This is a genomic window from Rhizobium brockwellii (assembly GCF_000769405.2).
GTDB lineage: Bacteria > Pseudomonadota > Alphaproteobacteria > Rhizobiales > Rhizobiaceae > Rhizobium > Rhizobium brockwellii.
This window is the reverse complement of sequence record NZ_CP053441.1, coordinates 423,480-450,190: the sequence shown is the minus strand read 5'-3', so window position 1 is coordinate 450,190 and position 26,711 is coordinate 423,480. Positions and strand designations below refer to the sequence as shown.

At 62.6% G+C, this 26,711-nt stretch carries 21 protein-coding genes and 1 pseudogene; 12 read left to right on the top strand and 10 right to left on the bottom strand.

The genetic code is table 11. From position 1 onward, the window contains the following. Positions 1–23 precede the first annotated feature (23 nt). The 6 genes from RLCC275e_RS30190 to RLCC275e_RS30165 all read left to right on the top strand — a co-directional run bounded on the left by RLCC275e_RS30190 (position 24) and on the right by RLCC275e_RS30165 (position 10,276). Positions 24–1,982 (top strand): DUF4384 domain-containing protein, encoded by a 1,959-nt coding sequence (locus RLCC275e_RS30190; protein WP_033183857.1) that lies wholly within the window; start codon positions 24–26, stop codon positions 1,980–1,982. A 23-nt stretch (positions 1,983–2,005) separates the two neighbouring features. Continuing rightward, a complete protein-coding gene (locus RLCC275e_RS30185; protein WP_033183858.1) occupies positions 2,006–3,622 on the top strand; it encodes a caspase family protein in 1,617 nt (538 codons plus the stop codon). After that, positions 3,619–6,150 (top strand): trypsin-like serine protease, encoded by a 2,532-nt coding sequence (locus tag RLCC275e_RS30180; protein ID WP_033183859.1) that lies wholly within the window; start codon positions 3,619–3,621, stop codon positions 6,148–6,150. The genes RLCC275e_RS30185 and RLCC275e_RS30180 overlap by 4 nt, the downstream gene beginning before the upstream one ends. Before the next feature lie 13 nt (positions 6,151–6,163). Continuing rightward, a complete protein-coding gene (locus tag RLCC275e_RS30175; protein ID WP_130708055.1) occupies positions 6,164–7,348 on the top strand; it encodes a serpin family protein in 1,185 nt (394 codons plus the stop codon). A gap of 42 nt (positions 7,349–7,390) precedes the next feature. Next, a complete protein-coding gene (locus RLCC275e_RS30170) occupies positions 7,391–9,796 on the top strand; it encodes a protein kinase domain-containing protein (RefSeq protein WP_033183861.1) in 2,406 nt (801 codons plus the stop codon). A 168-nt stretch (positions 9,797–9,964) separates the two neighbouring features. Continuing rightward, positions 9,965–10,276: a DUF982 domain-containing protein gene (locus RLCC275e_RS30165; RefSeq protein WP_011655309.1), complete on the top strand. Its 312-nt coding sequence runs from the start codon at positions 9,965–9,967 to the stop codon at positions 10,274–10,276. 208 nt (positions 10,277–10,484) lie between these two features. Here the strand turns inward: RLCC275e_RS30165 and RLCC275e_RS30160 are convergent, their stop codons facing one another. After that, complete coding sequence (locus tag RLCC275e_RS30160; RefSeq protein WP_003553363.1) at positions 10,485–10,670, bottom strand: 4-oxalocrotonate tautomerase; 186 nt, start codon at positions 10,668–10,670, stop codon at positions 10,485–10,487. A gap of 125 nt (positions 10,671–10,795) precedes the next feature. On the opposite strand from RLCC275e_RS30160, the gene RLCC275e_RS30155 reads away from it, so the two are divergent. The 3 genes from RLCC275e_RS30155 to RLCC275e_RS30145 all read left to right on the top strand — a co-directional run bounded on the left by RLCC275e_RS30155 (position 10,796) and on the right by RLCC275e_RS30145 (position 13,207). Next, positions 10,796–11,680, top strand: coding sequence for a LysR substrate-binding domain-containing protein (locus RLCC275e_RS30155; protein WP_033183862.1), 885 nt, complete (start codon positions 10,796–10,798; stop codon positions 11,678–11,680). A 233-nt stretch (positions 11,681–11,913) separates the two neighbouring features. Next, the gene (locus RLCC275e_RS30150; protein ID WP_033183863.1) at positions 11,914–12,756 is read left to right on the top strand and encodes a dienelactone hydrolase family protein; all 843 of its coding nucleotides are present in this window, start codon (positions 11,914–11,916) and stop codon (positions 12,754–12,756) included. Positions 12,757–12,829: 73 nt separating this feature from the next. Beyond that, on the top strand, positions 12,830–13,207 hold the full coding sequence (locus RLCC275e_RS30145) for a VOC family protein (protein ID WP_033183864.1): 378 nt from the start codon (positions 12,830–12,832) through the stop codon (positions 13,205–13,207). Between the two features lie 200 nt (positions 13,208–13,407). On the opposite strand, the pseudogene RLCC275e_RS30140 reads toward RLCC275e_RS30145, so the two are convergent. The 3 genes and pseudogenes from RLCC275e_RS30140 to RLCC275e_RS30130 form a co-directional block, all read right to left on the bottom strand. After that, a pseudogene (locus RLCC275e_RS30140) lies at positions 13,408–13,599 on the bottom strand (FHA domain-containing protein); the annotation flags it as partial. 210 nt (positions 13,600–13,809) lie between these two features. Beyond that, on the bottom strand, positions 13,810–14,952 hold the full coding sequence (locus tag RLCC275e_RS30135; RefSeq protein WP_033183865.1) for a helix-turn-helix transcriptional regulator: 1,143 nt from the start codon (positions 14,950–14,952) through the stop codon (positions 13,810–13,812). Between the two features lie 9 nt (positions 14,953–14,961). Next, positions 14,962–15,855, bottom strand: coding sequence for a helix-turn-helix transcriptional regulator (locus tag RLCC275e_RS30130; RefSeq protein ID WP_033183866.1), 894 nt, complete (start codon positions 15,853–15,855; stop codon positions 14,962–14,964). Positions 15,856–16,011: 156 nt separating this feature from the next. Here RLCC275e_RS30130 and RLCC275e_RS30125 point away from each other — a divergent pair, with 156 nt between their 5' ends. Genes RLCC275e_RS30125 through RLCC275e_RS30115 form a run of 3 tightly spaced genes read left to right on the top strand, consistent with a single transcriptional unit; the run spans position 16,012 to position 20,034 of the window. Further along, on the top strand, positions 16,012–16,170 hold the full coding sequence (locus tag RLCC275e_RS30125; protein WP_165418943.1) for a hypothetical protein: 159 nt from the start codon (positions 16,012–16,014) through the stop codon (positions 16,168–16,170). A gap of 56 nt (positions 16,171–16,226) precedes the next feature. Further along, complete coding sequence (locus tag RLCC275e_RS30120; RefSeq protein ID WP_033183867.1) at positions 16,227–19,421, top strand: M10 family metallopeptidase C-terminal domain-containing protein; 3,195 nt, start codon at positions 16,227–16,229, stop codon at positions 19,419–19,421. A gap of 7 nt (positions 19,422–19,428) precedes the next feature. Further along, positions 19,429–20,034 (top strand): LysE family transporter, encoded by a 606-nt coding sequence (locus RLCC275e_RS30115; protein WP_033183868.1) that lies wholly within the window; start codon positions 19,429–19,431, stop codon positions 20,032–20,034. A 125-nt stretch (positions 20,035–20,159) separates the two neighbouring features. Here the strand turns inward: RLCC275e_RS30115 and RLCC275e_RS30110 are convergent, their stop codons facing one another. From RLCC275e_RS30110 to RLCC275e_RS30085, 6 genes are all read right to left on the bottom strand, one after another. After that, positions 20,160–21,038: an FHA domain-containing protein gene (locus RLCC275e_RS30110; RefSeq protein WP_033183869.1), complete on the bottom strand. Its 879-nt coding sequence runs from the start codon at positions 21,036–21,038 to the stop codon at positions 20,160–20,162. Between the two features lie 2 nt (positions 21,039–21,040). Continuing rightward, positions 21,041–21,943, bottom strand: coding sequence for a type II secretion system F family protein (locus tag RLCC275e_RS30105; protein ID WP_171816986.1), 903 nt, complete (start codon positions 21,941–21,943; stop codon positions 21,041–21,043). Continuing rightward, on the bottom strand, positions 21,943–22,806 hold the full coding sequence (locus RLCC275e_RS30100) for a type II secretion system F family protein (RefSeq protein WP_033183871.1): 864 nt from the start codon (positions 22,804–22,806) through the stop codon (positions 21,943–21,945). The genes RLCC275e_RS30105 and RLCC275e_RS30100 overlap by 1 nt, the downstream gene beginning before the upstream one ends. 112 nt (positions 22,807–22,918) lie before the next feature. Further along, complete coding sequence (locus tag RLCC275e_RS30095; protein ID WP_033183872.1) at positions 22,919–24,817, bottom strand: TadA family conjugal transfer-associated ATPase; 1,899 nt, start codon at positions 24,815–24,817, stop codon at positions 22,919–22,921. Positions 24,818–24,837: 20 nt separating this feature from the next. Further along, positions 24,838–25,776 carry a Flp pilus assembly protein CpaB gene (cpaB, locus tag RLCC275e_RS30090; protein WP_003553340.1) on the bottom strand — a complete coding sequence of 313 codons (939 nt, stop codon included), beginning with the start codon at positions 25,774–25,776 and terminating at the stop codon, positions 24,838–24,840. Continuing rightward, the gene (locus RLCC275e_RS30085; RefSeq protein ID WP_033183513.1) at positions 25,773–26,711 is read right to left on the bottom strand and encodes a hypothetical protein; all 939 of its coding nucleotides are present in this window, start codon (positions 26,709–26,711) and stop codon (positions 25,773–25,775) included. The genes cpaB and RLCC275e_RS30085 overlap by 4 nt, the downstream gene beginning before the upstream one ends.

The following is a 26,711-nucleotide window of genomic DNA, read 5'->3' as shown; positions in this document are numbered from 1 at the left end:
ATGTTCGAAGAGGAGGTTTTCCAATGCCGAACCGCAAAGCCATCTTGGCAGCAGCCACCTTTCTTTCGTTCTTGTCGGTGGTTCCCGCCGTCGAGGCGCAGAACGAACGCACATTGACCGAAGCGCCGGCGCAGACCGGGCCTGTCAGCATCACCTTCGATCGCGCTGAAGCCAAATACGCCATCGGCGAAGTTGTCGGCCTCTTCATCCAGTCGACCGAAAATGCCTATGTCACGGTGCTGAACGTCTCGCCGAACGGCTCGGTCGTGAAGCTTTTCCCGAACAAGTACCAGACCGACGCCCTTGTCGGCGCCGGCAAGCGTGTGCAGGTGCCGGATCCGGCAAGCGGCGCCAAGCTGCAGGTTTCAGGCCCGGTCGGCCAGGAGCAGATCAAAGTCTTCTATTCCTCCAAGCCGCTGACCATCTTCGCCGATCTCGGCGGCAGCGGCGGCGGCATGTTCCGCTCGATCGACGGCGGCATGGATGCCGTTTCCCGCAGCCTTGAAGATGCTCGCAGCCTCGGCACCAAGATCAGCAGCAAGACGCTGATGCTGACGACGGTCGATAGTCCGGCCGCCATTCCGCCCGTCGCAGCCGCCCCTGCAGCAAAACCGGCCCCGGTCGAACAGGCTGCAAAGCCGCCCGTTGCGCCGAAACCTGAAGCCGCTCCGAAGCCGAAGCCGGTAACGAAACAGGAAGTCGCCAAGAAGCCGGAAACGGTGGTGGAAAAACCGAAGCCGGCGGCCCCGAAAAAGGTCGCGCCGAAGCCCGTCGAGCAGGCAACCCAGCAGCCACCGAAGAAATACAAGATCGTCACCAATCTGGCGCCCGGACAGGAGCTTGCCGCCGATGAACTGGAGCTGATCGGCCCGGCCGATACCACCTCATCCACCCGGCCGACCCAGTATAAGCAGCCGACGACGCAGTATAAGCAGCCCACCCAGACGTCCCAGACGAAGATGCCGAAACTGCCGATGCCGCAGCTCAAGATGCCGCAATTCAAGCTTCCCGGCGGTTTCAGCATCAAGATGCCGCAGCTCAACCTCGGCCGTTCCGCCGAACCTGAGCAAGCCGGCGAAGAGATCGAGGTCGCAAATGCCGATACGCCTGTTTGCACCGCCCTTCTCGACAAGCTGAATACCGCCGTCGCCGCCAAGGATATCGGTGCCGCCGCGGCTGAGGCCGATGCGATCGCCGTCAGCGCCGATTGCGGCCAGTTCCAGGTGAACGCCCAGCGCCGCGTCGCCGCCCTCAGGCTTTCCGCCGCCCAGGAGATGATGGCCGCCAACCAGCCGGTCGCCGATTATGAGCCGCTGCTTGTCGCCGCCGACAGCCCGCAGGTGCTCTGGCAGGCCTCCGCCACGCTCGGCGAAATCTATTTCTCCTCACGCCGCTTTGCCGATGCCGCCGCCGATTACCAGCAGGCGATCGAGATCATCAAGAACGAGACCCGCACGCCGAAGGCGCCCCCCGCCGAGACGATCTCCGATCTCATCCAGCGCGCCGCCCAGGCCCGCATCCTTGCCGCCAACCCGACGAACGACAATCCTGAAGGCAGCTTCGTGCCGGCCGAGAAGGATCACCGCAGCGGCGTGCTCGGCGGCATCTATTCCGAGAATGTGCGCGGCATCGTGCCGGTTTCCATTCCGGTTCCGATCACCTTCGATTTCAACAAGTCGAGCTTCACCTCGATCGGCACCGAAGCCGCTGAGGAACTGCTGGAGGCGCTGAAAGAGCAGAAGCCCGGCCGCATCATCCTTATTGGCCATACCGACCGGCGCGGCGGCGACGACTATAATCAGAAGCTTTCCGAACGCCGCGCCCAGGCCGTCGCCGACTTCCTGAAGAGCAACGGCCTCGACGCGACAATCGACGCCGAAGGCCGCGGAGCTTCCGAGCCGGTGGACGTCACCGCAACCGCAAACCTCACCGAAGACGATGTCGATGCGCTGAACCGCCGCGTCGAATGGCGCCGCGAATAGGCCGGGCGAGGAGGAATCTGGCCATGACCGCATTCGTTTCCATGGCCGCAGCACTTGCCCTCCTCACCATGGCGGCCACCGACAGCCTGGCAAGGGTGATCGAGGCGCCCGAGCGTGGTGCGGTCAGGGCCGTGCTGATCGGCATCGACCTCTACCGCAACGTTCCCCCGCTGCACGGCGCCGTCGCCGATGCCGAGGATCTTTCGCTTTCGCTGCGTTCGGTCGGCGTCGAGGACATGACGCTCTTGAAGAATGGTGCCGCCGACCGCGAGGGCATCTTCCACGCCATCGAGGCCGTGACCGAAAGGGCAGGGCCTGGCGATCTCGTCGTGCTCGGCATCGCCGGCCACGGGTCGAGCGAGCCGGAGCGCGTCAAGGGCTCGAAACCGAGCGGCCGCGACGAGGTTTATGTGCTCGCCGGCTTCGACACCCGGCTGCCGGGATCGCGCGAGCGCATCTTCGGCGACGAATTCAAGGCGCTGATTCGCAATCTTGAGGCCAAGGGCGCGGATGTCGTCTTCATCGCCGATACCTGCCATGCCGGCGGCATGACCCGCGACGTCGATCCGCGCGGCGCCGAGATCACCTGGCGTCAGGCGCCTTCCTATACGATCGAGGAGGACGACCTCGCGCCGATTTCGACCACGGCGGACGCGCTGTCCACCGGCTTCGATTTCAAGCGGCTGACCTTTCTCGCCGCCGTGGACGAAAACACCAAGTCGCCCGAGATATCAATTCCAGGCATCCCGCAGAAACGCGGCGCCCTGAGCTATGCCACCGCTCGCGCTTTCGAGGGGGCGGCCGACCGCAACGGCGACGGCGCCGTCAGCCGCCGCGAACTGTTCGAATATGTGCGCCAGGCGGTCTACCAGTTCACCAACCAGCGGCAGAACATCTTTACCGAAAGTCCGCCCGGAATCGATCTCGATCGCGCGGTCGTCTACAATTACGAAGGGGCGGGGGCCCAGGCGGCGGCGGAGAAATCAAACACTCCGCTGCCCGCCGAGCTCGCACCGATCAACGTTGCCGCCCTCGGCTCCGATCCGGTGCTGCAGGGGATTGTATCAGCCGTCACGCCGTTCAAGCTGACGGAGGGTTCCGATGCCGAACTTGTCTTCGATCCTGAAAAACACGAGGCGATTGCCGGCGGCGATGTCGTCGCCTCCGCCATCGGCGCCGGCGACATGCCTTTCGTCGTCGACCGGATGGCCGCGCTCGATGCGCTGAAGCGGCTCTCCGAGACCAAACCGCAGACCGTGCGCGTGACGCCTTCCGATACCGTCCATCGTGAAGGTGAACGCGTCGGCGTCACCGTTTCGGATCTATCAGGCCGCAAGCTCGTACTCTTCGACGTCACCGGCGATGGCACCGTGCAGTTCCTCTATCCCAACGAAAAGGAGGTCGATGCTGCGATGTCTCAGACCTTCGATCTCGATCTTTCCGTCGTCTCACCTTTCGGCACGGACCTGCTCGTCGCCGTCACCTCTGAAACCCCGATGCCCGAACTTGTGGAGTTCCTGGAGCAGAACGACAGGCGCCGCACCGCCGGCAATATCGCCAAGCGCCTCGGCGAATTCCTGCCCGAGGGCGCGCGCGTCGGATTTACGGTCCTTTATACCTCCGCCGGAGCCAAGCTATGAGCACGTCGATCAGCAGGATCCTCAATATTGCGTCCGTCATGCTGCTTCTGGCCACTCCGGTGCTGGCGCAGCAGGATACCGATTTTGCCGGCGAGGATGGCGGGCGTGTCATCGGCGGCCAGGCGGCCAAGAAGGGCGAATGGCCCTGGCAGGTGAAGATCCTGGCGCCCGATCCCGAACAGCGCGGCCGTTTCGGCGGCCATTGCGGCGGCTCGCTGATCGCGCCCCGCTGGATATTGACCGCCGCCCATTGCGTCACCAGCGGCCGCTCCGGCAAGCAGGATCTCTTCGCCCGCGACCTGCTGATCGTCGAGGGCAAGTCGAAGATCGACAAGGTGATCGCGGTCGATGGTCCCGACAAACCCGGCCTTGCCGTGGAAGACGTGATCATTCACGAGGATTTCGACCGCAAGGTCTTCGCCAACGACATCGCCCTCATCAAGCTCAGCGAGCCGGCTAAATCGAAGCCGGCGATCCTTGCCTCGGCCTCCGACGACGAGGTGGAGGCCGCCGGCCACCCGGCTGTCATCACCGGCTGGGGTTACACCAAGGCCGACCACGGCTGGGACGACAAATATCTGCCGACCGAGCTGCAGGAAGTGGAACTGCCGATCGTCCCGCGCGAGGACTGCCGCGCCGCCTATCGCGACAGCTCGATGCGCATGAACCCGATCGACGAGCGCAATGTCTGCGCCGGTTATGCCGAAGGCGGCAAGGATGCCTGCCAGGGCGACAGCGGCGGGCCGCTCGTCGCCCAGCGTCCCGACAAGCGCTGGATCCAGCTCGGCATCGTCAGCTGGGGTGCTGGCTGCGCCGAGGCGGAGCACTACGGCGTCTATACCCGTGTTGCCGCCTTCCGCGACTGGATCGCCGCAAAGACCGAAAGCGACGTACCGAATGTTGAAGGGCCGAATGTTGAAGGGCCGACTGCCGACGATCAAGTCGCGTCCACCACGACCAGTGGCGGGACGAAGCAGAGGAAGTCCGGGCAGGAAGAGGCCAATCTCGCCATCACCACCCCGCCCGCCGGCGATACGGCGCCGGCCGGCACGACCGAAACGCCCGCCGGCAATATCCCGCCGGCTGACAAACCCGTCGCCGACGAACCCGCCGTTCAGCCGGCCGTCGTCAAGACGCCGGTGATCGAAAGCTCACCCGGCGATCGCGCCCTGTTGATCGGTATCGACGATTACGAGATGCGCGAGGCGAAGCTGACCGGTTCCGCCACCGATGTGAAGGCGATGCAGGTCTTCCTCGCCAAGACACTCGCCTATCGCCCGGAACAGATCCACACGCTGACCAACCGCAAGGCGACCCGCGAGGCGATCCTTGCCGAAATCGACGACTGGCTGGTGCGCCAGTCGACACCCGGAAGCCGCGTCTTCCTCTATTTCAGCGGCCAGGGCTCAGAAGAAATGGGCGCCGAGGAAACGACGAGCCCGACACTGGTGGCCGTCGATGCCCAGCTGGTGCGCGAGGGCGGCAAGGTGACCGTCACCAACCAGATCCGCGAAACCGAGATCGCCGCTCGGCTGAACAGCCTCAAGGATCGCCGCGTCACGCTGCTGATCGATGCCTGCCATGTCGGCCCCGGCAGCCGCAGCGCGGTGGCAGCACCCTCCGGCACCGTGCGTTGCCTCGGCCCGGCGCTGGCAGGGCTCGAACCGCCGAACAAATCGGGCAAGGAAGCGAAATTCTCCTTCGGCGGCGAAAACGCCATGGTCTGGTCGGCCGTCAACGCGGGGCAGTGGGCGCTCGTCGATAGCGAGGCCAAGCCGGCGCTGGGGGTTTTCACCCGCCGCTTCATCGAAGGGGTGCAGGATGGCGTGGCGCGCGCGGCCGACAAGCCGAATGTCAGCAATGCCGCTTTGCTCGATTATGTCCGGCGCAAATCGGACGAATATTGCCGGACACATGCGGGAGACTGCCGCTTCACCCCGGTGCCGCAATTTTATGGCCAGCCGGATGCGCTCGGCCGGGATGTCATCACCGGCGAGGAGGCGAAGACGCCGGTCGCCGCCGTCGAGAATACGCTGAAGAGCGATAATGAGGCGGGCGTCGCCGTCGACGTGCTGCCCGGCACCGCCGTCAGCATCGGCGACAAGGTGGCCATGCGTGTCTCCACCAAAAAGTCCGGTTACCTGATCCTTGTCGATATCGACGCCTCCGGCAAGCTGACGCAGCTTTACCCGAACAAGCGCTCGATGGGCCTGAAGCCGACTGCCAAAAGCGGTGACAACCGGCTCGATCCGGCCCGGCCGGTCGTCGTGCCCGATGCGCGCAATCCCTATACCGGCTTCGAATATGTGGTGGAGGGACCGGCCGGCGTCGGCATGGTCGTTGCCATCCTCAGCGACAAGCCGATCGAAGTGCTCGACCTGCCCGATGTGCCGACGCCGCTCGTCGGCCAGCGCGCCGCCTTCAACTATGTCTACGATCTCGCCCGAAGCCTCCGGATCGTCGGCGACGACGAGACCGGCGCCCAGGGCAAATGGTCGTTCGATTCCAAATTCTATCGCATCCGCTGAACAGGAGCGAACCATGCCGAAATCCACTCTGCTGGCGGGTCTTGCCGCTTCTTTGATGACGTTTGCCCCGGCCGCCCATGCCGGCAACTCCGGCGACAGCAAGGCGATGCTCGCCGCACAGGCGGGGCTTGCCGCCGAACTGATCGACCGGACGCTGGCAAAGGAAGGGGCGGCCAATATCATGGTGTCGCCGGCAAGCCTTGCCGCAGCACTCGGTCTCGCAGGCCTCGGCGCTTCCGAAGAGGGCAAGGCGTCGATCGCCAAAGGCCTCGGCTTCGGCGGCGAAGTGAAGGGACCGGAGACGGTGCTCGACGCCATGACGCCGGATAAGCCGGCAGCGGCGGATGCGCCGTTGACGACGGCGGTCGCGATCGTCTTCGACGACAAGTTGTTGCTCGTCCCCGATGCGCTTTCCATGCTCGCCGGCCACCGGATCAAGCCCTCGATCGAGGATCTCGACGGACCAAAATCGGTCGAGCACATCAACGGCTGGGTCAAACAAGCAACGCGAGGCGCCATTCCTGTCATCCTGGACTCACCGCCCGGCGGCGGCTTCGTCAGCCTCGGCGCGCTCTCCTTCAAGGCGCGCTGGAAGACCTCCTTTGAGAAGGAGAGCCCGGCAAGCCCCTTTCAGCGGCCGGATGGCTCGACGATTTCGGTGCCGATGATGCATCTTGCCGGCGATGGCCAGAAATTCCGCTTCGATGAGAAATTCACCGCCGTCGACCTTGCCTATGCCGGCGAGGGCTACAGCATGGTCGTGGTGGCGGCGCGCTCAGGCAAGGGGGTCGGTGGCGCGGACCTGAAAACGCTTGCTTCCTGGCTTCAGGGCGAGAAATTCGAAGCCGCCAAGGGCGAAATCTTCCTGCCCCGCTTTTCCCTGAACGACGGGCGTGATTTGATGCCGATACTCAATGCGATGGGCGTAGCGCCCGAGAAGGCCAAGGATGCGGGTTTCCCGAGTTTCACCAAGGAAAACATCCGCTTGTCGCGCGTCCTGCAGAAGACGATGATCAAGGTTGACGAAAACGGCACGGAGGCGGCAGCAGCCACGGCTGCTATCACGGAACGCAGCATCGATCCGACGCTCGTCCGCGTCGTGGCCGATGCCCGTTTTGCCTTCGCGCTTCGCGATACCAAGACCGGCCTGCTGCTGGCCGCAGGCCTGATCGGCGATCCATTACTGGCAGGCGAATAGAGTTCGGTTTCATGAATGTTATGAATGCAGGGGGACAAGTGCATGAGAAGTGATCTGATCGCCCGCTACACGATCGGCGAGCCGGTCTATGAGAACGAGTTCATCGTCTATCCGGCCCAGGACAAGCGGATGGACCATGCGGTCTTCATCGTCGCGCCCGATATGGCGCTGAAATTGGACAAGGCTCGTTTCGAGCGGGTCTGGACCTCCATCAACGAAGCCAAATCGCTGACGGCACGGCGCTTCGTCGAGATCGAGGACCTCATCCCGCCGTCGCCGGAAGACGACAATTTCTATATCGTCGAGAAGCGGCCGTCGAAAACGCTGCACCAATATCTCGATGAAACGGAAATGGTGGCTTACGAACGCGCCGTCGAAATCGGCCGCCACATCCTCGAAGGGCTGGCGACACTGCACGGCGCCGGTTACGCCCATAATGCCCTGACGGACCAGTGCATCTACGTCTCCGAGGATTATTCCGGCCTGTCGGTCCGGATCGGCAACCTGCACCTGATCTCGAAGATCGGCGAACACATCATCCCGCCCTATGTGCCGGAATTCGGCGCGCCGGAAATCTATGCCAGCGGCACCTTCTCCGCCTCATCGGCACTCGACATCTACGCCATGGGCATGATCGCCTACAAGCTCTTCCTGCCGCGGCAGACCTATGCCAGCGTCTTCGACAGCGTCATGGTCTGGGAAGACGAGCACCAGCGCGAGCAGAGCTGGAAAAACATCCATCTCGACCCTTCCAATATCTTTCCCCGCCTCGACGTGCTGATCCCAGGATTTCCCGAGGGTCTCGCAAGCCTGGTGGAAAGGATGCTGAGCCGCGATCCGAGCGCACGACCGCGCACGGGCGCCGATACGCTGGGCGAGTTCGCCCGGGTGACGACAGGCATCCAGCCGATGTCGTGGGATCCGCGCGGCGGCATGCAACAACAGCAGGACGCCCCGAAACCGAAAAAATGGACGCCTCTCAAGATCTCGATGATTGCAGCACTGCTGCTGATCTGCATCGGCGTCGGTGCCGTTACCATTCCGAAGCTACTCCGCCCGGATCCGAAACTCGTCGCCGATGTCGGCACCTGGAAGAAGGAGGCCGAAAGCCGCAAGCAGAAGGCGATTGCCGCCAAGGCGCCGGAACGCCCTTCCGGTGACCAGGCGAAGCTCGCGTATGATACCGGCGCCGCAGCGCTGACATCGGCCGATGCCCTGCTCAAGGACGAAGACTACGAAAAAGCGCTTCCGGGCTTCCAGACGGCAGCCATCAACCTCGGCAATGCGCTGATCGGCATCTCGAAGGAGAACGCCGAAAAGGCGAAGGCTGCCGCTTCGGCCGCCGGCGGCGAAAAGGCGCCAGGTTTTGCCGAGGCAGACGCCAAGATGAAGACTGCCGCCGACGCCGCCACCGCAAAACAGATGCATGCTGCGGTCGATGCCTACGACGCGTCGAAAACGACGTTTGACGATCTCGCCAAGGCGCTCACAGCACTGGCGGCAGCCGAAAAGGACGCGGCGGCAAAACGCGAAACCGTCAATCGCATCGGCGCCAGCGATAGCCCCGACGTCAAAAAGGCGAGCGGGCTGATGACCGAGGCCAAGGCCAAAGCCGAGCAATGGCAGATGCCGGCGGCAACCACAGGCTATGGCGACGCCGCCAAACTATTCGACGCCGTCATCGCCGACGTCATGGCGGCGAAGGATGAGGCGACGGCGCTGAAGCAGAAGGTCGCCGATCTCAGCGCCTCGATCGCGACCCGCGCCGGTGCTGCCGATCCGACGCTTGCCGCACTCGCCCCGAAGATCGACGAAGCCGACGGCCGCTACACCGCGGAAGCCTATAAGCTGGCGATCGTTGCCTACCAGCCGATCCTGGCCGATCTCGAAGCGCTGTCGGCACGCGGCTTCTGCCCGGTGTCGCAGACGCTTGCCTTCGAGACCGTCCCGGCGGGAAGTTATTCGCTGGAGAATGTCCGGCTGATGACCTCGTCGATGAAGGAGCTCGGCGGCATGCTTGGCGTTGCCAACGACGCCGTGAAGATCGACAAGTCCTTCTGCATGCAGACGAAGGCCGTCACCCGTGCGGAGATGGCGGAATATTACACCGCCAATTCCGATCCCGCCGCCGCACAGGCCTATGCCGACAATCCGCAGCAGCCGGCCGATGACGTGCCGCTCGCCGTAGCGCAGAACTATACGGCCTGGCTGTCGAAGCAGTTGAACGCGCCCGTTCACCTGCCGTCGGCGACGGAATGGATGGCGAGCGCGGCGAAGATCACGCCGGAAAAACTGCCCGACAACGGCGATATCATCCTGCAATGGAGCGCCACCCCCTGCGAAGCCGGCGGCAATGTCGCCTTCATGGCGCAGGAGGGTTCGACCTTCGTCGTCTGCTCGGATGCCTCCGCCGGCGGCATCTTCCGGGTTACTGCAGAATTGCGGTAAGCGCGGCGAAAAATAGGACCGAATAGGGAAGTGTGTGCGCCGTTTCTGCTTCATTCGGCAGCTCGCGCTCAAGCCGCATCATTCAACAAATTTCAATTCCAAATTTCAAAATACGCGCGTATATTGAACTGGGGACTGCAGTATCCGTGCCTTGAGGGGTCGAGGACAATGTGCTGGAACACATCATCAGCATTCACGCCGGTTGGGTTTGCTTTGCGAGGCCCGGCATCTCGCAAGATCGTATGGACGCTGGGCGACGCGGCGCGTCTCCTGATCAACGATTGGCCTTGCGATGACGGCGAGGAATATGTGGCTGCCGTGAAAGCCTGCGTCGACGCATTGAGCGGGAAGATCGCCCCGGAACAATTCCGCGAAGCGCTTCTGCGTGCGGCCGATGAAGCGGGTATTGCTGCACTATCGCTCGTCCGGCAGGGAGTGGGAGAGCGACGACCGGACCTTCCGTCAAGCGCGCAAAGATAGTCCGAATTTCGAGGGGCTACTCGGCTTTCGACGTCACGTTTGCTCCAGTTGCACACATCGTGGCGTCTCAAACTTTTTCTATTTCTCCGTCGATTTGACCACGACCGCCAGGGATATCGTCAATACGGGGAGCCGCGTGCCGGCTCCCTGTCCAGTATCATCGCGGCGGCGTCCCGAAGTTCGAGCCTTCGACGCTGCGGGTCGTCTCTCAGGCTTCAGATTTCAGCTTGCCACCGACCGCCCACGAATCCTTGGCGATCTCCGTTATCAGGATTTCCAGCGATTCCGGCGGGCACGCCAGGGTTTCGACGGCCGCCTTGGTCGCTTCGCGCGCGAAGGCGCGTTTCTGATCGTCGGTGCGGCCGGGATGCATCTGCAGGTGAAGAATAGGCATGGTTTCTCCTTGGTCAGGTTGGTGATGTCCGTCGTCTTGGCGCGGGCATGATGACCATGTTGTAAATGCTCCGGTTGATAAATAAGCTGTTGGTATCGTCATTCGAAACCACTTGGTAGGCAATCATGGACAAGCTGGCCGGCATGGCGATGTTCGTCAGGGTTATCGACAATGGCAGTTTCGCCGCCGCCGCCGAGATCGCGCAAGTGTCGCCTGCCATGGTTGCCAAGCACATCAAGACGATCGAGACCCGGCTCGGGGCGAAGCTGATCCATCGCACCACGCGACGCCATCAGCTCACAGAGGTCGGCCAGCTCTATTACGAGCGCTGCAAGCGCGCCCTTTCCGAAGTGGCGCTGGCCGAGGCTTCGGCGAGCGAGCTGCAATCGGCGCCACGCGGCCGGCTTCGGTTGGTGGCACCCGTCAGCTTCGGGACGCAGGTCCTGGTGCCGGCGCTGATCGAGTACCAGAACGCCTATCCCGACGTCAGCATCGAGCTATCGCTCGACAACAATGTCCATGACCTCGTCGGCGAGGGGTTCGAGCTCGGTATCCATATCGGCCCGATCTCGGACAGCAGCCTCGTCGCCCGCCCGCTGACGCCCTACCGGCGGATTCTCGCTGCCTCGCCGGACTATCTTGCCAGCCAGGGCCGGCCGGCCTCGCCGGAGGCCCTGACGAACCATCTCTGCCTCGGCCACGCCTATTGGCGCATGCGGGATCGCTGGCACCTGGTCGGGCCGGAGGGCGAAATACGCGATGTATCGATTTCCGGAAAATTCTCGACCAACCAGGGGGCAGCGCTTCGCATGGCCGCGCTCAGCGGCGCGGGAATCGTGCTGCAGCCGGAACTGCTGCTCGCTGCCGATATCGCCGAAGGACGGCTTGAGCAGGTGCTGCCAGAATGGTCCTACAAGCCTGTACCGATGTCCCTCATCTATGCGCCGAACCGTCGGCCGACAGCGATGTTGCGGACGGTGATAGATTTCCTGGTGGAACGGTTTGGCTGACAACGCTCGACCAAGGCCGATATCGCTATGCGGTTTAGCCTTGGCAGAAACAGCGCATCACGCACACCAGCCGCTAAAATAAATCCGACATCATAAGCCGCCAGATACTCCATTGGGGGCGGCTATTTGCCACGCCCCTTTTTAGCCTATGGACGTCGAAGTTTCCGCATCTAGATGATGATCGGTTGTGGATAGCGTTTGATCAACTGCCTGTCGCCCAGCGGAACAACTCAATGCAAATCACAAGGCTTGCTTTCGGACTTTTGCTCATCGCTATCGTGCAGCCTAACCCTGCGGCTCACGCTGACGAGTTGGTGCGGTTCGATAGCGCAGTCACAAAGCCAAGTCCATTCCTGGAACGCAAGGCGAAGGAACAAGGTGTCAGTCTCCCGCAGGCCCAAGCTACGCACTTGCTGGGATATCTGAGCCGACCAGAGGGAGATGGTCCCTTTCCGGCCGTCGTTGTCATGCACGGTTGCGGAGGTATTCGGCCGAATACCAAGACTTACTGGCCACAGCGGTTGACCTCATGGGGATACGTCGTGCTGGTGGTCGACAGCTTCACTACCCGCAACATTGACAACACTTGTGATCGCTATCTTCCCGACCGGGTGTTCGATGCCTACGGGGCTCTCGATTTCCTATCGACATACACCTTCGTTGACGCCCGACGTGTGGGGCTGATGGGCTTCTCGGCTGGTGGAATCGCAACACTGGAAGCCACGAAAGCCGAAGGCAACGAGCAGTTTATGGATCGAAAGTTCAAGGCTGCCGTCGGGTATTATCCAGTTTGCGCTCCGCATGAGGGCGATGCGACGGTGCCAACTTTGATCCTAAATGGCGAATTGGACGATTGGAGCCCCGCCGAAAGGTGTCGGCAGAGGGTTTCTCACCTTAGTGGCAAAGGTCCGCCAATCGAACTCAACGTCTATCCGGGTGCATATCATGATTTCGATTCCCCTTATGTCGCGGTGGCAAAGACGGCATACGGCCATCGCGAAGAATACAATGCGACGGCGGCCGAGCAGTCCTTTAGCAGCGTTCGAGCATTCCTGGACAAGTACCTCTCCAACTGAAGCCCGCCAGCGTCAGGCTCGTCTGCCCCTTCTGGCAACAGCATTCATTCTGAGCAAAAAAAGGAGGCACCAGTTGCAACTGAGTCTAGAGTTATTTGTCGAAGCGCCTGAGACATCGATTGGTTTCTATCGGAGGGTTCTCGGCTTTGAGAGCCAGGGCTCGTCGAGCACCGAATACACGATGTTGAAAAACGGTGATGCGGTGATCGCGATCAATTCGCGTAGCGTCCTTTCGACCGATCATCCGCTACGGATCAATACCGGCCAGAGAGCTGGCCTCGGCGTCGAAATCGTCTTGAAGGTCGCGGACGTCGAGGGTGCCTATCGCGCGGCAAAAGAGAGTGGCTGGACGGTCTCCGATCTTGCTCTACAGCCTTGGGGGCTGCGTGACTTTCGCCTTATCGATCCCGACGGCTATTATGTCAGAGTGACCAGCCGGCATCCGAGCTGATGTCCAGGCGTTTGAACAGTGGTTCATCCATCGGCGGCTCCAATTTTCTTCGACAGTCTAAACACACGGTCGACTCCGACTTTGAGATAAAGGTCATCGCCAGTATTCCGGCAAGTCCTTGACATCGCTACCCGGCTCGCGCGGCCTCGATGATGAAAAAGGCACATTGTATTCATCGAGCAGCGGTGCAGAACCGGCGATCAGCGCCGCCTCGGCGGCTTCGTGGCGGCGCGGCGCTGCAGCGCGAAACGCGCGGCTGAGCAGTTGACGTCGGGCACGAGATCGTAGGTCTGCTGGTAGAGGGTCTGCGCCAACGTATTGTTGCCGCGGTTTTCCGAGGCGAGGGCTGCGAGCGCCGTGCGCTTGTAGGCCTCGACGATCGGCTCGGCGGCATCTTCCGCGTCACCGCCGGATTGCCCTGACCGATCCGAAGTCTAGAGACCGGAAAGGGGAAGCGGTGTGCCGCTTGTCCGGTTTATTGCCCCAGAGTGGACCAGGGTTCGTACCTTCCACCGTGCGAGAAGGCAGTTTCCCCATAGCTGAGCGCATTTCGGCGCCGCTGGGCCGAGGCTTTCATGCAGGCGAGGCATTTCGATCGCCCCTCAAAGCAGCACGCGAAGCGAGGCGGCCATGCGGGCGAAATCGGCCTGCCGGCGCGTTCCCGTCTTGGCGAAGATATTGCGGACATGCGTCTTGACGGTGTTGGCGGAAAGGCCGAGCTGTTTGGCGATTGCCTTCGGCGTCTCGCCGTTGACGATCAGCTCAAAGATTCGGGTCTCCGCCGGGCTTAGGCCGTAGAGCTGCGTCACGGGTTCGCTCGGCAGCGGGGACTGGCTGCCGGCCGGCACCAGGAAGAGAGCGGCCGACGCCGGCAGGCAGAGCGCGCCGCGGCTCTGGCGCTGGCGCAGCGGCAGGACATGCACGACATAGGCCGCGCCGTCGGCATGGCGCACGGGAATGCCGGCGCCACCGCTTCGGCCTAGGGCTGCCTCGTCGGATGCGGCCTTGGCGATGGCCTGTTCGAGCGCTTCAGCACCCCCGGCCCTCACCGCCAGCCGGTTGCCGGCCGAGCGGAACGGACTGGGCTGGGACAGCAGGCTTTCGGCGGTCGGATTAGCATGGATGATGGTCATCAGTTCGTCCACGAGCAGCACGCCGACCGGCAGGCGCTCGACCACCGAGGCATAGGCGGATGCCGCGATCGACTGCAGCTCCAGCTGCTGGGCAATGGAGATGGCGCGGCGCAGATGCGGCGCGAGCAGACGAAGCAGGCCGAGTTCGCTTTCGCCCACCGGACCGGCCGAAGCGTGACGCCCGAGCGCCAGGCTGGAGACCATATGCGGGTTACGCTCCAGCCCTATCGCCACGGCGTCGATATAGCCCTGCGGCGCGAACCAACCGCTGTAATAGGGATTGGCCTTCAGCCGGCGGCCATCGGCGATCTGCGATTGCAGGATGGGTTCTTCCAGCGGGTATTGCTGGATCCGCGCGTCGCCGCCCCAGATTTCCATGATATCGGCCCAGTAGCCCGGCAGCCTTTCCATCCACGGCCCCTCGATGCCCACGCTGACGCCGAAGATGGCGTTGCCTTCGGGGAAAGCGCTGATGCTGAGCAGGCCATAGGAAAAATCCAGCTCACGCAGCAGCTCGCTGACGAAGGCCTCCCATTTTACCGGTTCGAGAACGCAGTCATAGATCATGCCGACGAGATGCGAGGTCAGTTGAAGCGGCGGATGAACATTCATGGGGAAGAACTACACCGGTGAGGACAGGGAATGGACGAGCCGCACGAGATCGGCTTGCCTGTTCGTGGAGGTTTTGGCGAAAATCCGCAGCAGATGCGTCTTCACCGTCGAGCGCTTCGATTGCAGAGTGCGGGCAATGTCGGCCAGCGTCGATCCCTCCCCCAGAAGCTGGAGGACGCGGGTCTCAGCCGGCGTCAAGCCGTAAAGCGCGCCCAGCGCCTTCTGCGGCGGCGAGCGCGTGGCCATCGGCGAGACCAACACGATGGCGACTGCTGATTGCCGCACGGGAAGCGGCGGCCTCAAATCCTCGCGCACCGCAATCACCTGGATCACAGCCGGAATGCCGGCGCCGTCGACAGCGATGAAATTGATCGGCGCCCCTGATGCGCCGGTTTCGGCGGTCGCCTTTGCCACGGCCTGCTCGAGCGCCTTCTGCGCCGAGGCCGGCCTGAGTTCCAGGCATCCATGCCGCAGACGCACCGGATTACCGCCTTCGATCATGCTCTCGCCGGCCCGGTTGGCGCGAATGAGGTAAAGCGCCTCGTCGACGAGAAGAACCCCGCTTTCCCAGCCATCCACATTGGCCTCATGCAGCTCGGATGCGATCGCCCGGTCGCGGGCGATGCGGCCGATCGCCGCAGCCCGCTCGAGGTGCCCGATCAGGATGGCATCGAGGGCCGGCCGGGTGGCGATCCCGATATCGCGGTCACCCCTGTTGCCCTGACCGGCAGCGTCGGCTGCCAATGCCGGCAGACAGGGCTGTTCGAAGTCTAGGCTTGAAATACCAGGTAAGAGGCGCCGGATAGTCTCGATTGTGGCAGGCCAGCGTTCCGGAAAGAGTACACATTCGTAAATCTGCCCAAGCACGGACGAAAATACATCCGGCGAAATATTTGATGCCATTTGCGATGCTCTTCGGACTTGCTGCAATGCAACAACGATAGTGCAGTCTAAAAATGGGCTCAAGCTGTTTCTCATCCCAATGGTGGACGCCGTTATTTGCAACCATCACTACAGTCGCGCCAGAATTCGCCCCGACGCAACTGGTGAAGGTACGACATGACGACGCCGATCACTCTCTCCTCGAACGCTGACGGCGAAGCCGGAGCAGTCACCCTTCTCCAGGGTGCGGCAGGTGCCGGGAACGCCAGCTTCACGCCGGACGGATCGAAGGCCACCTTCGTCCCGGCGGCAAACAATCTCGCTGTTTTGGCTTAGGCGCTGGAATTCGATGCACCGTTAAATTCTAAGACGTTGATTTGGAAGGATTTGTGATGTCTGACATAATTGAAGCCGCACTTACATCAGTCGAAACAGGTGATAGCGCAGACGTAAGCCCCTCGGGAAATCCAAATATCGACCCGCTTCTTTCGGGTACACGTTGGACGTCTGCGACCCTGACCTACAGCTTCCCTGCTCAAGGTTCTTCCTGTTCCTATTATCCGTCTGGCGGCTTCGAATATCCGGGCGTCGGACTTGGGCCCTGGTGGGCGCAGCATGTCGGCTTCACCGCCGCTCAGCAGGACGCGACCCGCTCCGCCCTTGCCATGGTCTCCTCTTACACCGGCCTCAACTTTACCGAAGTGACCGAAACGGCGACCGACCACGCCATTTTGCGATTCAGCCAGTTGAAGACCGTCTATGACAGCGACGCTCCACCCATCGAGAATTTCGATTCGACGATGTTCAATGCGCCCGGCCACACGCCCGAGGCGGGCGACGCCTGGTTCAGCCAGGATAATTTCTTCTTCGGCCAGCCGGTAAAGGGCAATTTCGGCTTTCTGGACATCATGAGGGGCGTGGCGCAGACCCTCGGCCTGGATCAGGGCGGGCACAGCGCCGACGATTCCATCTTCTTCGGAGCCGACCATTCGTTCGGCTATTACGCGGGAGACCAGTCGCAGCAGAGCTTCATGCCGGCGGATATCGCCGCTCTTCAATATCTCTACGGCCCCAACTTCACCACCAACGGCGGCGACACGACCTATTCATGGGACCCGACCACCGGCGAGCAATTCCACAACGGTGTCGGCCAGGGCGCGCCGGCGACAAACACGATCTACGGCACGGTCTGGGATGGCGGCGGCGTCGATACCTACGATTTGTCGAACTACAGCAGCGACCTCAAGATCGACCTCGCCCCGGGTGCGATGTCGACTTTCTCCGAAAGCCAGCTGGCCGTTCGCAATCTTTCGGCGAGCAACATCATCACCCCGCCCGAGGGTAATATCGCCAACGCGCTGCTCTACAATAACGATCCACGCTCGTTGATCGAGAATGCCAAGGGCGGATCCGGAGCCGATACGATACTGGGCAACATCGCTGCCAACACATTGAACGGCGGCGGCGGCAACGATGCGCTCTCGGGCAAGGAGGGCAACGACACACTGAACGGCGGAGCCGGCAATGACGGACTGCTGGGCGGGGCCGGCAACGACATCCTTCGCGGCGGCGCGGGCGCGGACGTGCTCTACGGCGACGACCAGCCTGCGGGCGTTGGCCTCGGCAGCGGCTCGGTGACGAAGCCTGTCGGCAACGCGATCTCGTCCTTCGCCACGGCGCTCGATATCTCCAACAGCTTCAGCGTCTTTGCCGATGCCAATGTCCAGGATTCGACCACGGTCCCGCATGTCACGATCAACCTGCCCGACGAAGAAGCCTACAGCGAAGGCTATTATCGCGTGCATCTCAACGCCGGGACGACGCTGACGCTCGATGTCGATGGCCTGCCTTACGGGACCTACAGCCAAGTCGGCCTCTACGACTCGGCGCACGCGCTGGTCGCCTTCAACAAGGCGATGGGTGGACAGCTCGATCCCGGCTCGGCCAGCGGGACCGACTCCTTCATCACCTTTACCGTCGCCACGACAGGCGATTATTACATCACGCATTCCGGCAACGGCAAAATGGCGCACCAGCTTCATGTCTCGGCGGATGGCCCGGTTTCGCCGATCGGCATGGGCAGCGGCGAGGTCGTCAAATCAGCCACGCTCGATCTTTCCTCCGCTGACAAGGCGCTCGATCTGACGGATCGCTTCAGCCTGGGCGCCAACGCCAACATCGCCAACGCCACCTCGCTGCCGCATGTGACGGTCGACGCCTCAACCGGTGAGAATGGCTTTGACTACTACCATCTCCGGCTCCTTGCCGGCACCACCGTTACCTTCGACATCGACAGCACGTCGCCGAGCGTGACCACGGACACGAACATCCGCCTCTACGCCTCGCGCGGGCTCGACCTCGCCTACAATGACGATATGACGGGGCCGCTCGATCCGGGATCGACGAATGTAAAAGATTCCCACCTGACGTTTACGGTCCAGAATACCGGCGACTATTACCTGGTGGTCGATAATTACTACAACAGGGCCTATGATTATCAACTGCACGTCTCGGTGGATGTGCCAAGCCATGGTGCCGTCGCTTCCGGCAATGACACCGCCTCCTATTCGGATGCGACGCAGGCCGTGACTGCCAGTCTCGCCGACTCCTCGGTCAACTCGGGAGATGCGGCGGGAGACAAGTATTTCTCGATCGAGAACCTCACCGGCTCCGACTACAACGACACCCTTATCGGCGACAGGCTCGCCAATATCCTGAGCGGAGGCAAAGGCGACGACCGGATGTCGGGCGGCGGCGGCGACGACATTTTTTCCGGTGGCGCTGGCGCCGACACGATCGTCTTCGCCGGCAAATACGCCGATTACCAATGGAATTCGGATCTTCACACCATTACCAGCACTGCGGAAGGCAAGGATACTTACGGCCTCGATGTTGAATTCGCGCAATTCTCAGATCGCACGATTGATCTCGGAACCGGCGAGCCGCCTCCGGTCAACACCGCTCCTACCAACATCCAGCTCTCCAAGATGGTTGTCGCCGAGGACACGCCGCAATGGACGACGCTCGGCCTGCTTTCGGCCTTCGACGGCGACGGCGACACGCTGAAATTCAAGCTCATCGACGACGCCGACGGGCAGTTCTCGCTGAAAGGTGACAGGCTGGTCACCGCCAAGGCCTTCGATTTCGAGGCGAAGAGTTCCTTCGCTATCACCGTCGAGGTCTCGGACGGCACAGTGTCGGTCGACAAGACCTTTGCCATCTCGGTCAAGGATGTCGCCGAGCCCGCAGTCAACACCGCCCCGCACGATCTCAAGCTCTCGCGCACGAGCATCAAGGAAAACATCAAGATCGGCTCGTCGGCCGGCCTGTTTTCAGCCACCGACGCCGAGGGCAATACGATCAAGTGGTCGCTGCTCGACGACGCCGATCATTTCAAGATCGTCGGTAACAAGCTGCAGACAACGGCGGCGATCGACTACGAGACCATTGCCGATCACGCCCTGACAATCACTGCCCAGGCCACCGACAGCCTCGGCGCATCGACCGTCAAGTCCTTCACCATCGACATCCAGAACGTCGCGGAGCCCGTCTTGGCGGTGGCAGCCCATCACGGAATGCTTATGTGAGGCGGCTATGCCGCTTCTCGCCTCGCTTGCTCTATCGTATGCATTGGTTTTGGTCGCGCCAGGGCCAAATCTGCTTATTGTGCTTCGCGTGGCCGTAAGGCCGTCCTGGGGTCGCTTGCTGAGCGTGGCCGCCGGGATTGCCTCCGGCGCCGCCATTGCCTCTTATCTCGCTGCGATCGGAGCAACGTCCCTTTACATGCTGGGTGACCTGGATATGTGGGCTTCAGTTGTTCTGTCCTCAATCCTGCTTTATTCGGCCGTGCGGCTTGCGCGCCGCCCTCTCGCGGGAGCGCCTCCTCAACAGCTTGGATCGGATAGCCTGAGCCTCAGGCTCTACAGCTTGGGTCTGGCAACAGCGCTCAGTAATCCCCTGTCCGTTCCCTTCTTCGTGGGCCTCTATCTCGCCCAGCCGGACTTCAGGACCGGTATGGGTGAAGCAGCTACCTGCATCATTTTCGTCATGGCCTTCTCCTGGTTTACCTTGGTTGGACTTGTTTTCTCCGTCCCCGCCATTCAACGGCTCGACACGATCTGGGCGAGGGCTGCCCGAACCGTCCTGGCAGCCGCCATGGGGCTGTATGGCTTAGCACTACTCTATGAGCATGTGCTTTGATCCAGTGGCCATATCGAATAGCTGTGCGAGAGGTGGCCAGAGGGCAAGGCAAGGCGAACTGCCTAGCCGGTCGATTTCAATAAAACGCTTGTCGAAGCGCGGCGGGCAGGTAGCAGGTCCGGCGATCAGCGGCGCGCCGGCGGCTTCACCACAGCCCGCCGCTGCAGCGCGAAACGCGCAGCCGAGCAGTTGACGTCGGGAACGAGATCGTAGGTCTGTTGGTAGAGGGTCTGCGCCAGCGTTTTGTTGCCGCGGTTTTCCGAGGCAAGGGCTGCAAGTGCCGTGCGCTTGTAGGCCTCGACGATCGGCTCGGCGGCCTTTGCCAGCGCGGCGTCGTCTGATGGCTCGGCTGCCAGCGAAAGGGCGGCATAGGTTGCGTCGCCATCCCTGCCGACACGTCCGCCGACTGCCCCGTTGAAGCTGGCCTCCGAAACCTGGCGCATGCGCCGGGCATTCTTGATGCATGTCGGAATGCGGGCGGCTTCCGCATTGATGCGTTCTGCCGTCGGGCCACCCTCCGCGGTGCCGCTGTCGGAGAGGATCACGTAGCCGATGATGCCGACGATGGCGAGATAGGCGACACCCATGCCGGCCAGAAAGGCCGGCTGCTTGAGCAGCGACTTCTTCGGCTTGTCGTCGCCGGCCTTGGAAGCCTCCTTCTTCGGCGCTTCCTTGGCAGCGGCCTTGACGACGAATTGGAATTCGACGTCCTTGCCGAGACGGAAGCTGTCGCCGGCTTTCAGCGACGCCGTCTGCAACAGCGCTTCGCCGCGCAGCATGATCGGGTTCAGCCCCATGCGGCGAATGATGAAGCCGCCGTCGCTCTGCCGCTCGATGCGCGCATGGATCGGCGCCAGGAATGGATCGTCGACGACGATATCGGCATTAGCGGCCCTGCCGATCGACATCTCCGGCCGGTCGAGCACATGGCTGCGGCTCTGGCCGCCGGGACCGGTCTGCAGAAGGCTTGGTTTGTTTCCGCGAAAGAAGGAAAAAAAGGCCATGATCAGAACATCCCACTCGACATCATCTCGACAATTGCAGGCGCCAGCACCAGAAGAAGGATCGATACGACGATCATCATCGCCGGCATGACGATCTTGGCTTTCAGCTTTTCACTGGCCCTGTCGGCCTTTTCCCAGCGGCGGAAGCGCAGGTCGCGCGCATGTTCGCGCAGCAACTCGACGCGGTTGCTGCCCTCGACTTCGCCCTGGATCACGGCGCGGATGACGCGGATGACCTCCTCGGCGGTCATGCGGCGCTCCAGGCGCTGCAGCGCCTCGATCATGCCGGTGCCGAGCGCCACGTCCTTCAGCGTCTGTTCGATCTCCTCGCTCATGACAGTGCCGGGTGCGGCTTCGGCATAAAGCCTCAGGCTTTCCGGCAGCGTCGCCTGCGCCTGCTGCGTCATGACGACCAGATCGAGGAAATAGGGAAATTCGCGCGAAATGCGTTCCTTGCGGTCCTGCGCCTTGTCGTCGGCGACGACCCAGAAATAGATCGCGGGGATCAGGCCGAGGATCAGCCCGGCCACAAGCCCGCCGATCACGCTGCCGCTGGCGATACCGAACAGCAGGCCGAGCACGATGAAACCGAACAGGCTTAAGACCACGAGAAGCGCGATATACTCCCGCCCCGTAACGCCGCCGAAGGGCCGGCCGCCATAGATCAGCTTCTGCTCCAGTTGCGCGCCGTAATCGGCCAGCAGCGGCTCGAAATGCGTCAGCACGAATTCGACCGGCGTGCGCATGCCGATGCTGTCGACGATATTCGGCGGCGGACCATCGCCGCCTGCGGACCGGCGCACCACCTGAATGCTGCCGAGCATATCGCCGATCCACCAGACGAACAGCGCAGCGGTGATACCGGCAAAGGTGATGGCGATCGGGGCGAGGGGTATCTGAGACATCAGACCGACACCTTCATCATCGAGCGCATCCAGAAGAAACCGGTCGCATAGAGGATGGCGCCGACGATCGCGATGACGATGCCGATGGCGTTGCCGAACACTTTGTCGATCAGTTCCGGCTGGCCGAAGAAGATCAGCAGCATCATGAACAGCGCGCCGCCGTTGACGACGCGAAAGTTCATGCGCGCCTGCGACGACGAGGTGGTGATCTTCTGATCGAGCTTCCAGATTTCCTTGAAGGATTTCGACATTTCCGTCAGCGGCTCGGAGATGTCGCCGCCCTGGCGGGCAAAGAGACCGAGTGCCGCATCGACCATCTTGAAGTGCAGGCTCGGCACATTGCGGCCATGGCGGTCGAGCGCCTCGACCAGGCCGATGCCGAGCTTCTGCTCGCGGGCGATACGCTCGAACTCGCGTGAGGCCGGCATCTGGCCGGTATCGGCCACCGCATTGACGGCGATGGCGAGCGGCTTGCCGGTGCGCACCGCCGAGACGATCTGGTCGACGGCATAGGGAAGCTGCGATTCGATCTGCAGCCAGCGGCGCTGGAGAAAGTAACGGATCATGCCCTTGGGGAGGAAGATGGCGACCGGGATGGCGATGACGAAGCCGAAGATCGGCCCGAAGATCAGCGAGATCACGATGAAGACGACGATCGCCGTGATGCCGTAGGCGAGGATCATCGTATAGGGCGGAACGGCATCGCGCCCGAAGACCTGCGCCGCCTCGCTGGCCAGCGCAATGTCACGTTCGGTGGCGCGCAGCAGCGGCGCCGGCCAGCGCACCGGCGCGCCCCATACGAGCAGTCCCGCCGTCACAGCGCCGAGGGCGACCGTAAAAATCTGCAGAATGCTGATATTCATCGTTTCCCCCTCAGAGCAATTCCAGGAAAAGTGCGAAGCGGTTTTCCGTCCGGAATTGCGTAAAAACAAAAGCTTAGAGCGGTTCTGCGCTTCCGCGAAAACCTGAACCGCTCTAGACGAACATGTCCAGTTTTTCGATCTCGCCGTCGTCGTTGAACTCGACGAGCTCGGCGACGAAGCTCGGCAGGTAGCCGGTGAAGGCATGCACGGCCTGGCCGCCGGCGCGGCCGACGAGATTGAAGATCGGCTCGACGATGATGAGGCCGGTATCCGGATCGATGCCGATTACCTCCGATATCTCGGTGACGGCGCGCCGCCCGTTCGCCAGGCGGTTCAGTTGCACGACGAGCTCGACGGCGGCAACGATCTGCTGGCGGATCGCCATGACGGGCAGCGAGCTCTGGCCCTGCAGCACCATCACCTCCAGGCGGGTCATCATGTCCTGCGGCGTGTTGGCGTGCGCCGTCGTCATCGAGCCGGCATGGCCGGTATTCATCGCCTGCAGCATGTCGATCGCCTCCGCGCCACGGCACTCGCCGACGATGATGCGGTCGGGCCGCATGCGCAGCGCGTTGCGCACGAGGTCGCGGATGGTGACGCTGGTCTCGGACTCCGCCGTCTTCGGCCGCGATTGCAGATAGACGACATGGATGCCGTCGAGCTGCAGTTCCGATGTGTCCTCAACGGCAACGACCCGCTCCCCGACGGGGATGAACTGCGACAGGCTGTTCAAGAGCGTCGTCTTGCCGGAGCCGGTGCCGCCTGAGACGACGATGTTCTTTCGTGAACGGACGGCCGCCTCGAGGAAGGCGCGCATCGGCTCGCTCAGCGCACCGGCGGTCACCAGCTTGCTGATGTCGAGCCGCGACTTGCCGCCGAACTTGCGAATGGTCAGGCAGGCGCCCTTGACTGCCAGCGGCGGAATGACGGCGTTGACGCGCGAGCCATCCGGCATGCGGAAGTCGGCCATCGCCTCGCTCTCGTTGATCGAGCGGTTGGAATCGACGGCGATGCGCTCGATCACCTTCATAAGCTGCCGCTCGTTGGCGAAGGCGAAGGGGTAACGCTCCAGCAGGCCGAATTTTTCGACGTAGATCTCGTCGTAGCGCGTCACCATGATTTCCGAGATAACGTCGAGATCCATCAGCTCGGAGATCGTCCCCCAGCGATACATCAGCTCCTCGATGCTGGAGCGCAGGTGCATATGGGCGATCTCGTAACGGTCGCCGGCGTTGAAAAGCGCCTGCCGGGACTGGAAGGCGGCGCTGAAACGGGTATCGAGCTGGGCAAAGTCCGAGCGGGTGGATTCAAAGTTCAGCTTGAGCTGAAGGGCCGAAATCAGTGCCTTGCCGACGTCGAAGAGGCGGCGGTTGTCCTGCTCTTCGCGCGACAGGCTTGCGGCATTCGACGAGCCGTCACGACGCCCAGTGCGGGCAATGCGTTTGGCCAGCCAGCGATAGACGGCGTTCTTGATGACAAGAATGACGAGATCCTGCGGTGCGGCGTCGAGCGCCTCCTTGATGAACATGTCGAGGCGTTCGCGGATGCGGCCGCGCGTCTCCTCGCGGCCGAAATCGGCGGATTTCACCAGCCGGTCATATTGTGTGTCTTTTAGCAATCTCTCATGTATTTCCATCTGCAGCGCCAGCACACGCTCCTGGTCCGGAAATTGCGTGACCACTTCGGCGGCCGCAGCCGGCTCGACGAGCTCGATCGTGACATTAGGCACCCAGATCGACATGCCGGCCGAGACCGCAACCGGCGTGCCGGCTCGAAGCGGCTGATCGTCGACGCGCGTCGGGTTCCGTCCGTGATGCTGCACCGACCAGCCCTGGCCCGACTTCCGCAGCACGAATTGCGGCGAGGAGACGTGGCTGCCGCGCAGCCGCACGACGCCCGCGCCGGCGGGCAGCGTCAGCGTGCTGCTTTCGCCGACGAAATAGGTCTCGTTCGCCGAGAGCGGGATGACCTCCCGACCGCTGCCGTCCTCATAGGAAATCTTCAACAGCATGGCTTATTCCCCCGCGCCGGTCACATGCGCGTCCAGTTGATGCTCGGCAGATCCTCGACGGTATTGTCGGCCGGATTGCGCAGCACGAGGTTCAGGCTGCCGTTCGACTGGCCCATGGCAAAAATCAGCATTTCGGCTTCCGACGGAGTCACTTCGACGGTCACATTGTTGTAGGTGCTGTTGGCCTTGGTGACCGCGCCCTCCGCCGTCGTCGCCGCGCCGACGGCCAGCACTTTGACATTCTGCAGGAAGGTGCGGGTGACGACGCGGGTGCGCGAGCTGATGCCGAGTTTATAATCCTGCGCCTGTTTGCGGTAGGCGTTGACATCGTTCTCGTCGGCTCCGGGGTACTGGGTGAGATAATTCTTCAGCATCTGCTCGACCGGCGACTGCGGCTGGGCTGGAGCCTGCGGCTGTCCGGCTGCGGCCGGTGCCTGGCCCGGGACCGCAGCGGGCTGGCCAGGGGCGCCCGGCTGGGCCGCGGCGGCCGGCGCCACGGGTTCGACCGGTTCGTCGACGGTGCCGAGGATATCGACATAGCTGCCCGGCTCGACGAAATGGCCGACGGCCGCGGCCGCGTTGACGGGCAGGGTCAGCGCCCGCTTGCCGGGCGCGATCATCGTCGTCAGGCGTCCGCCGTCGGTATCGTCGAAATACTGGAAGAGCAGCACTGAGCCGGCCGGAATGTCGCTCGCAGCCGTCCTGTCCTTCAGCCATTCCTGATAGGCGCTGGCGGCGGGAACCGCGAGCTTGGCCAGCGCCCCGAAGCTTTCCGGCAGCATCACCGGTTCGGCGAGCATGTCGGGCGTGATCGCCTGTCCTCGCGTGACCTTCCTGTCAGGCTGGAGCCGCATGAAGGCATAGGCCACCTGCTCGTTCTTGACGCTCTCGGTCCAGAAATAGAGGAGAACGCCGGTGATAAGCCCGACGATGACGGCCGCGATGAGCTTCCAGTTCATGGTGTTATTCCTTCGACGAAGGGTTGCCTGATTTGAATGACTTCGACGGTCCGGCCGTCGGTCTTGCTGCGGGTGTACAAAACATTGGCCTCAACGCTGCCGCGTCGGCCATAAAGCGCGGTGACTCCGCCGCGCTGCGCCGGCGGCGTCTCGATGGTAAAGCCGTCGCGGGCAAGCAGATCGGCACGCTGATCGGACCAGCGCACGGCCGACAGCGTGCCTTTCGACACGACCGTGCGCGACGTGTGGCCCTCGTCGCGATCGCCGATATCGCTCAGCACCTCGACACCGGCCGGCGGACGCAGCGACATCGGCAGCTTGCTGACATCGGCCGGAGCCGCGAAGGCCGGCAGCGTCGAGGCAACATCCTCGAAGCGGCTCATCAGCACCTCGGTCCTCGGCGCATCGGCGGGACGGCGGATCATGATCGAGACGCCCGGGATCGGTGCTCTTGCCGAAGGATTTTTAGGATCCTGCCGGCGGAGATAGTCGAGGGCCGCCTCACCGTCGCCGTCGAAGAAGCGCACCACCACGGCGAGATCGTCGCGGATGCGGCTCGTCTTCGGGACGATCAGCATGTTGGCGGCAATGACGGCGGTCAGTTCTTCCTTATTGTCGCTCCTGGGCAAGGCCGGCCTTGTATTGGCGGCCAGCACCCGCAGCCATTCGTCGGTGATATCGGAAATGCTGCGATCGCTCTGGTAGGGCGTGAATTCAAGCGGTTGGCCGTTGATGACGAGATCGCGCGGCGCCCGCTCTGGCGCGCCGAGAATGCCGGCCATCATCGAATTCAGCGTCACTCTGAAATCCTTGTAGATTTCGGCGCGAACAGGTGTGGCCATGGCGGCGGCAAGCCCGATCACAAGAGCCAAACCAGTGAGATGGCCGGCGAGGTGGCCGACGAGACGAAAGGAGATGCGCGCGCCCTGTCTCAT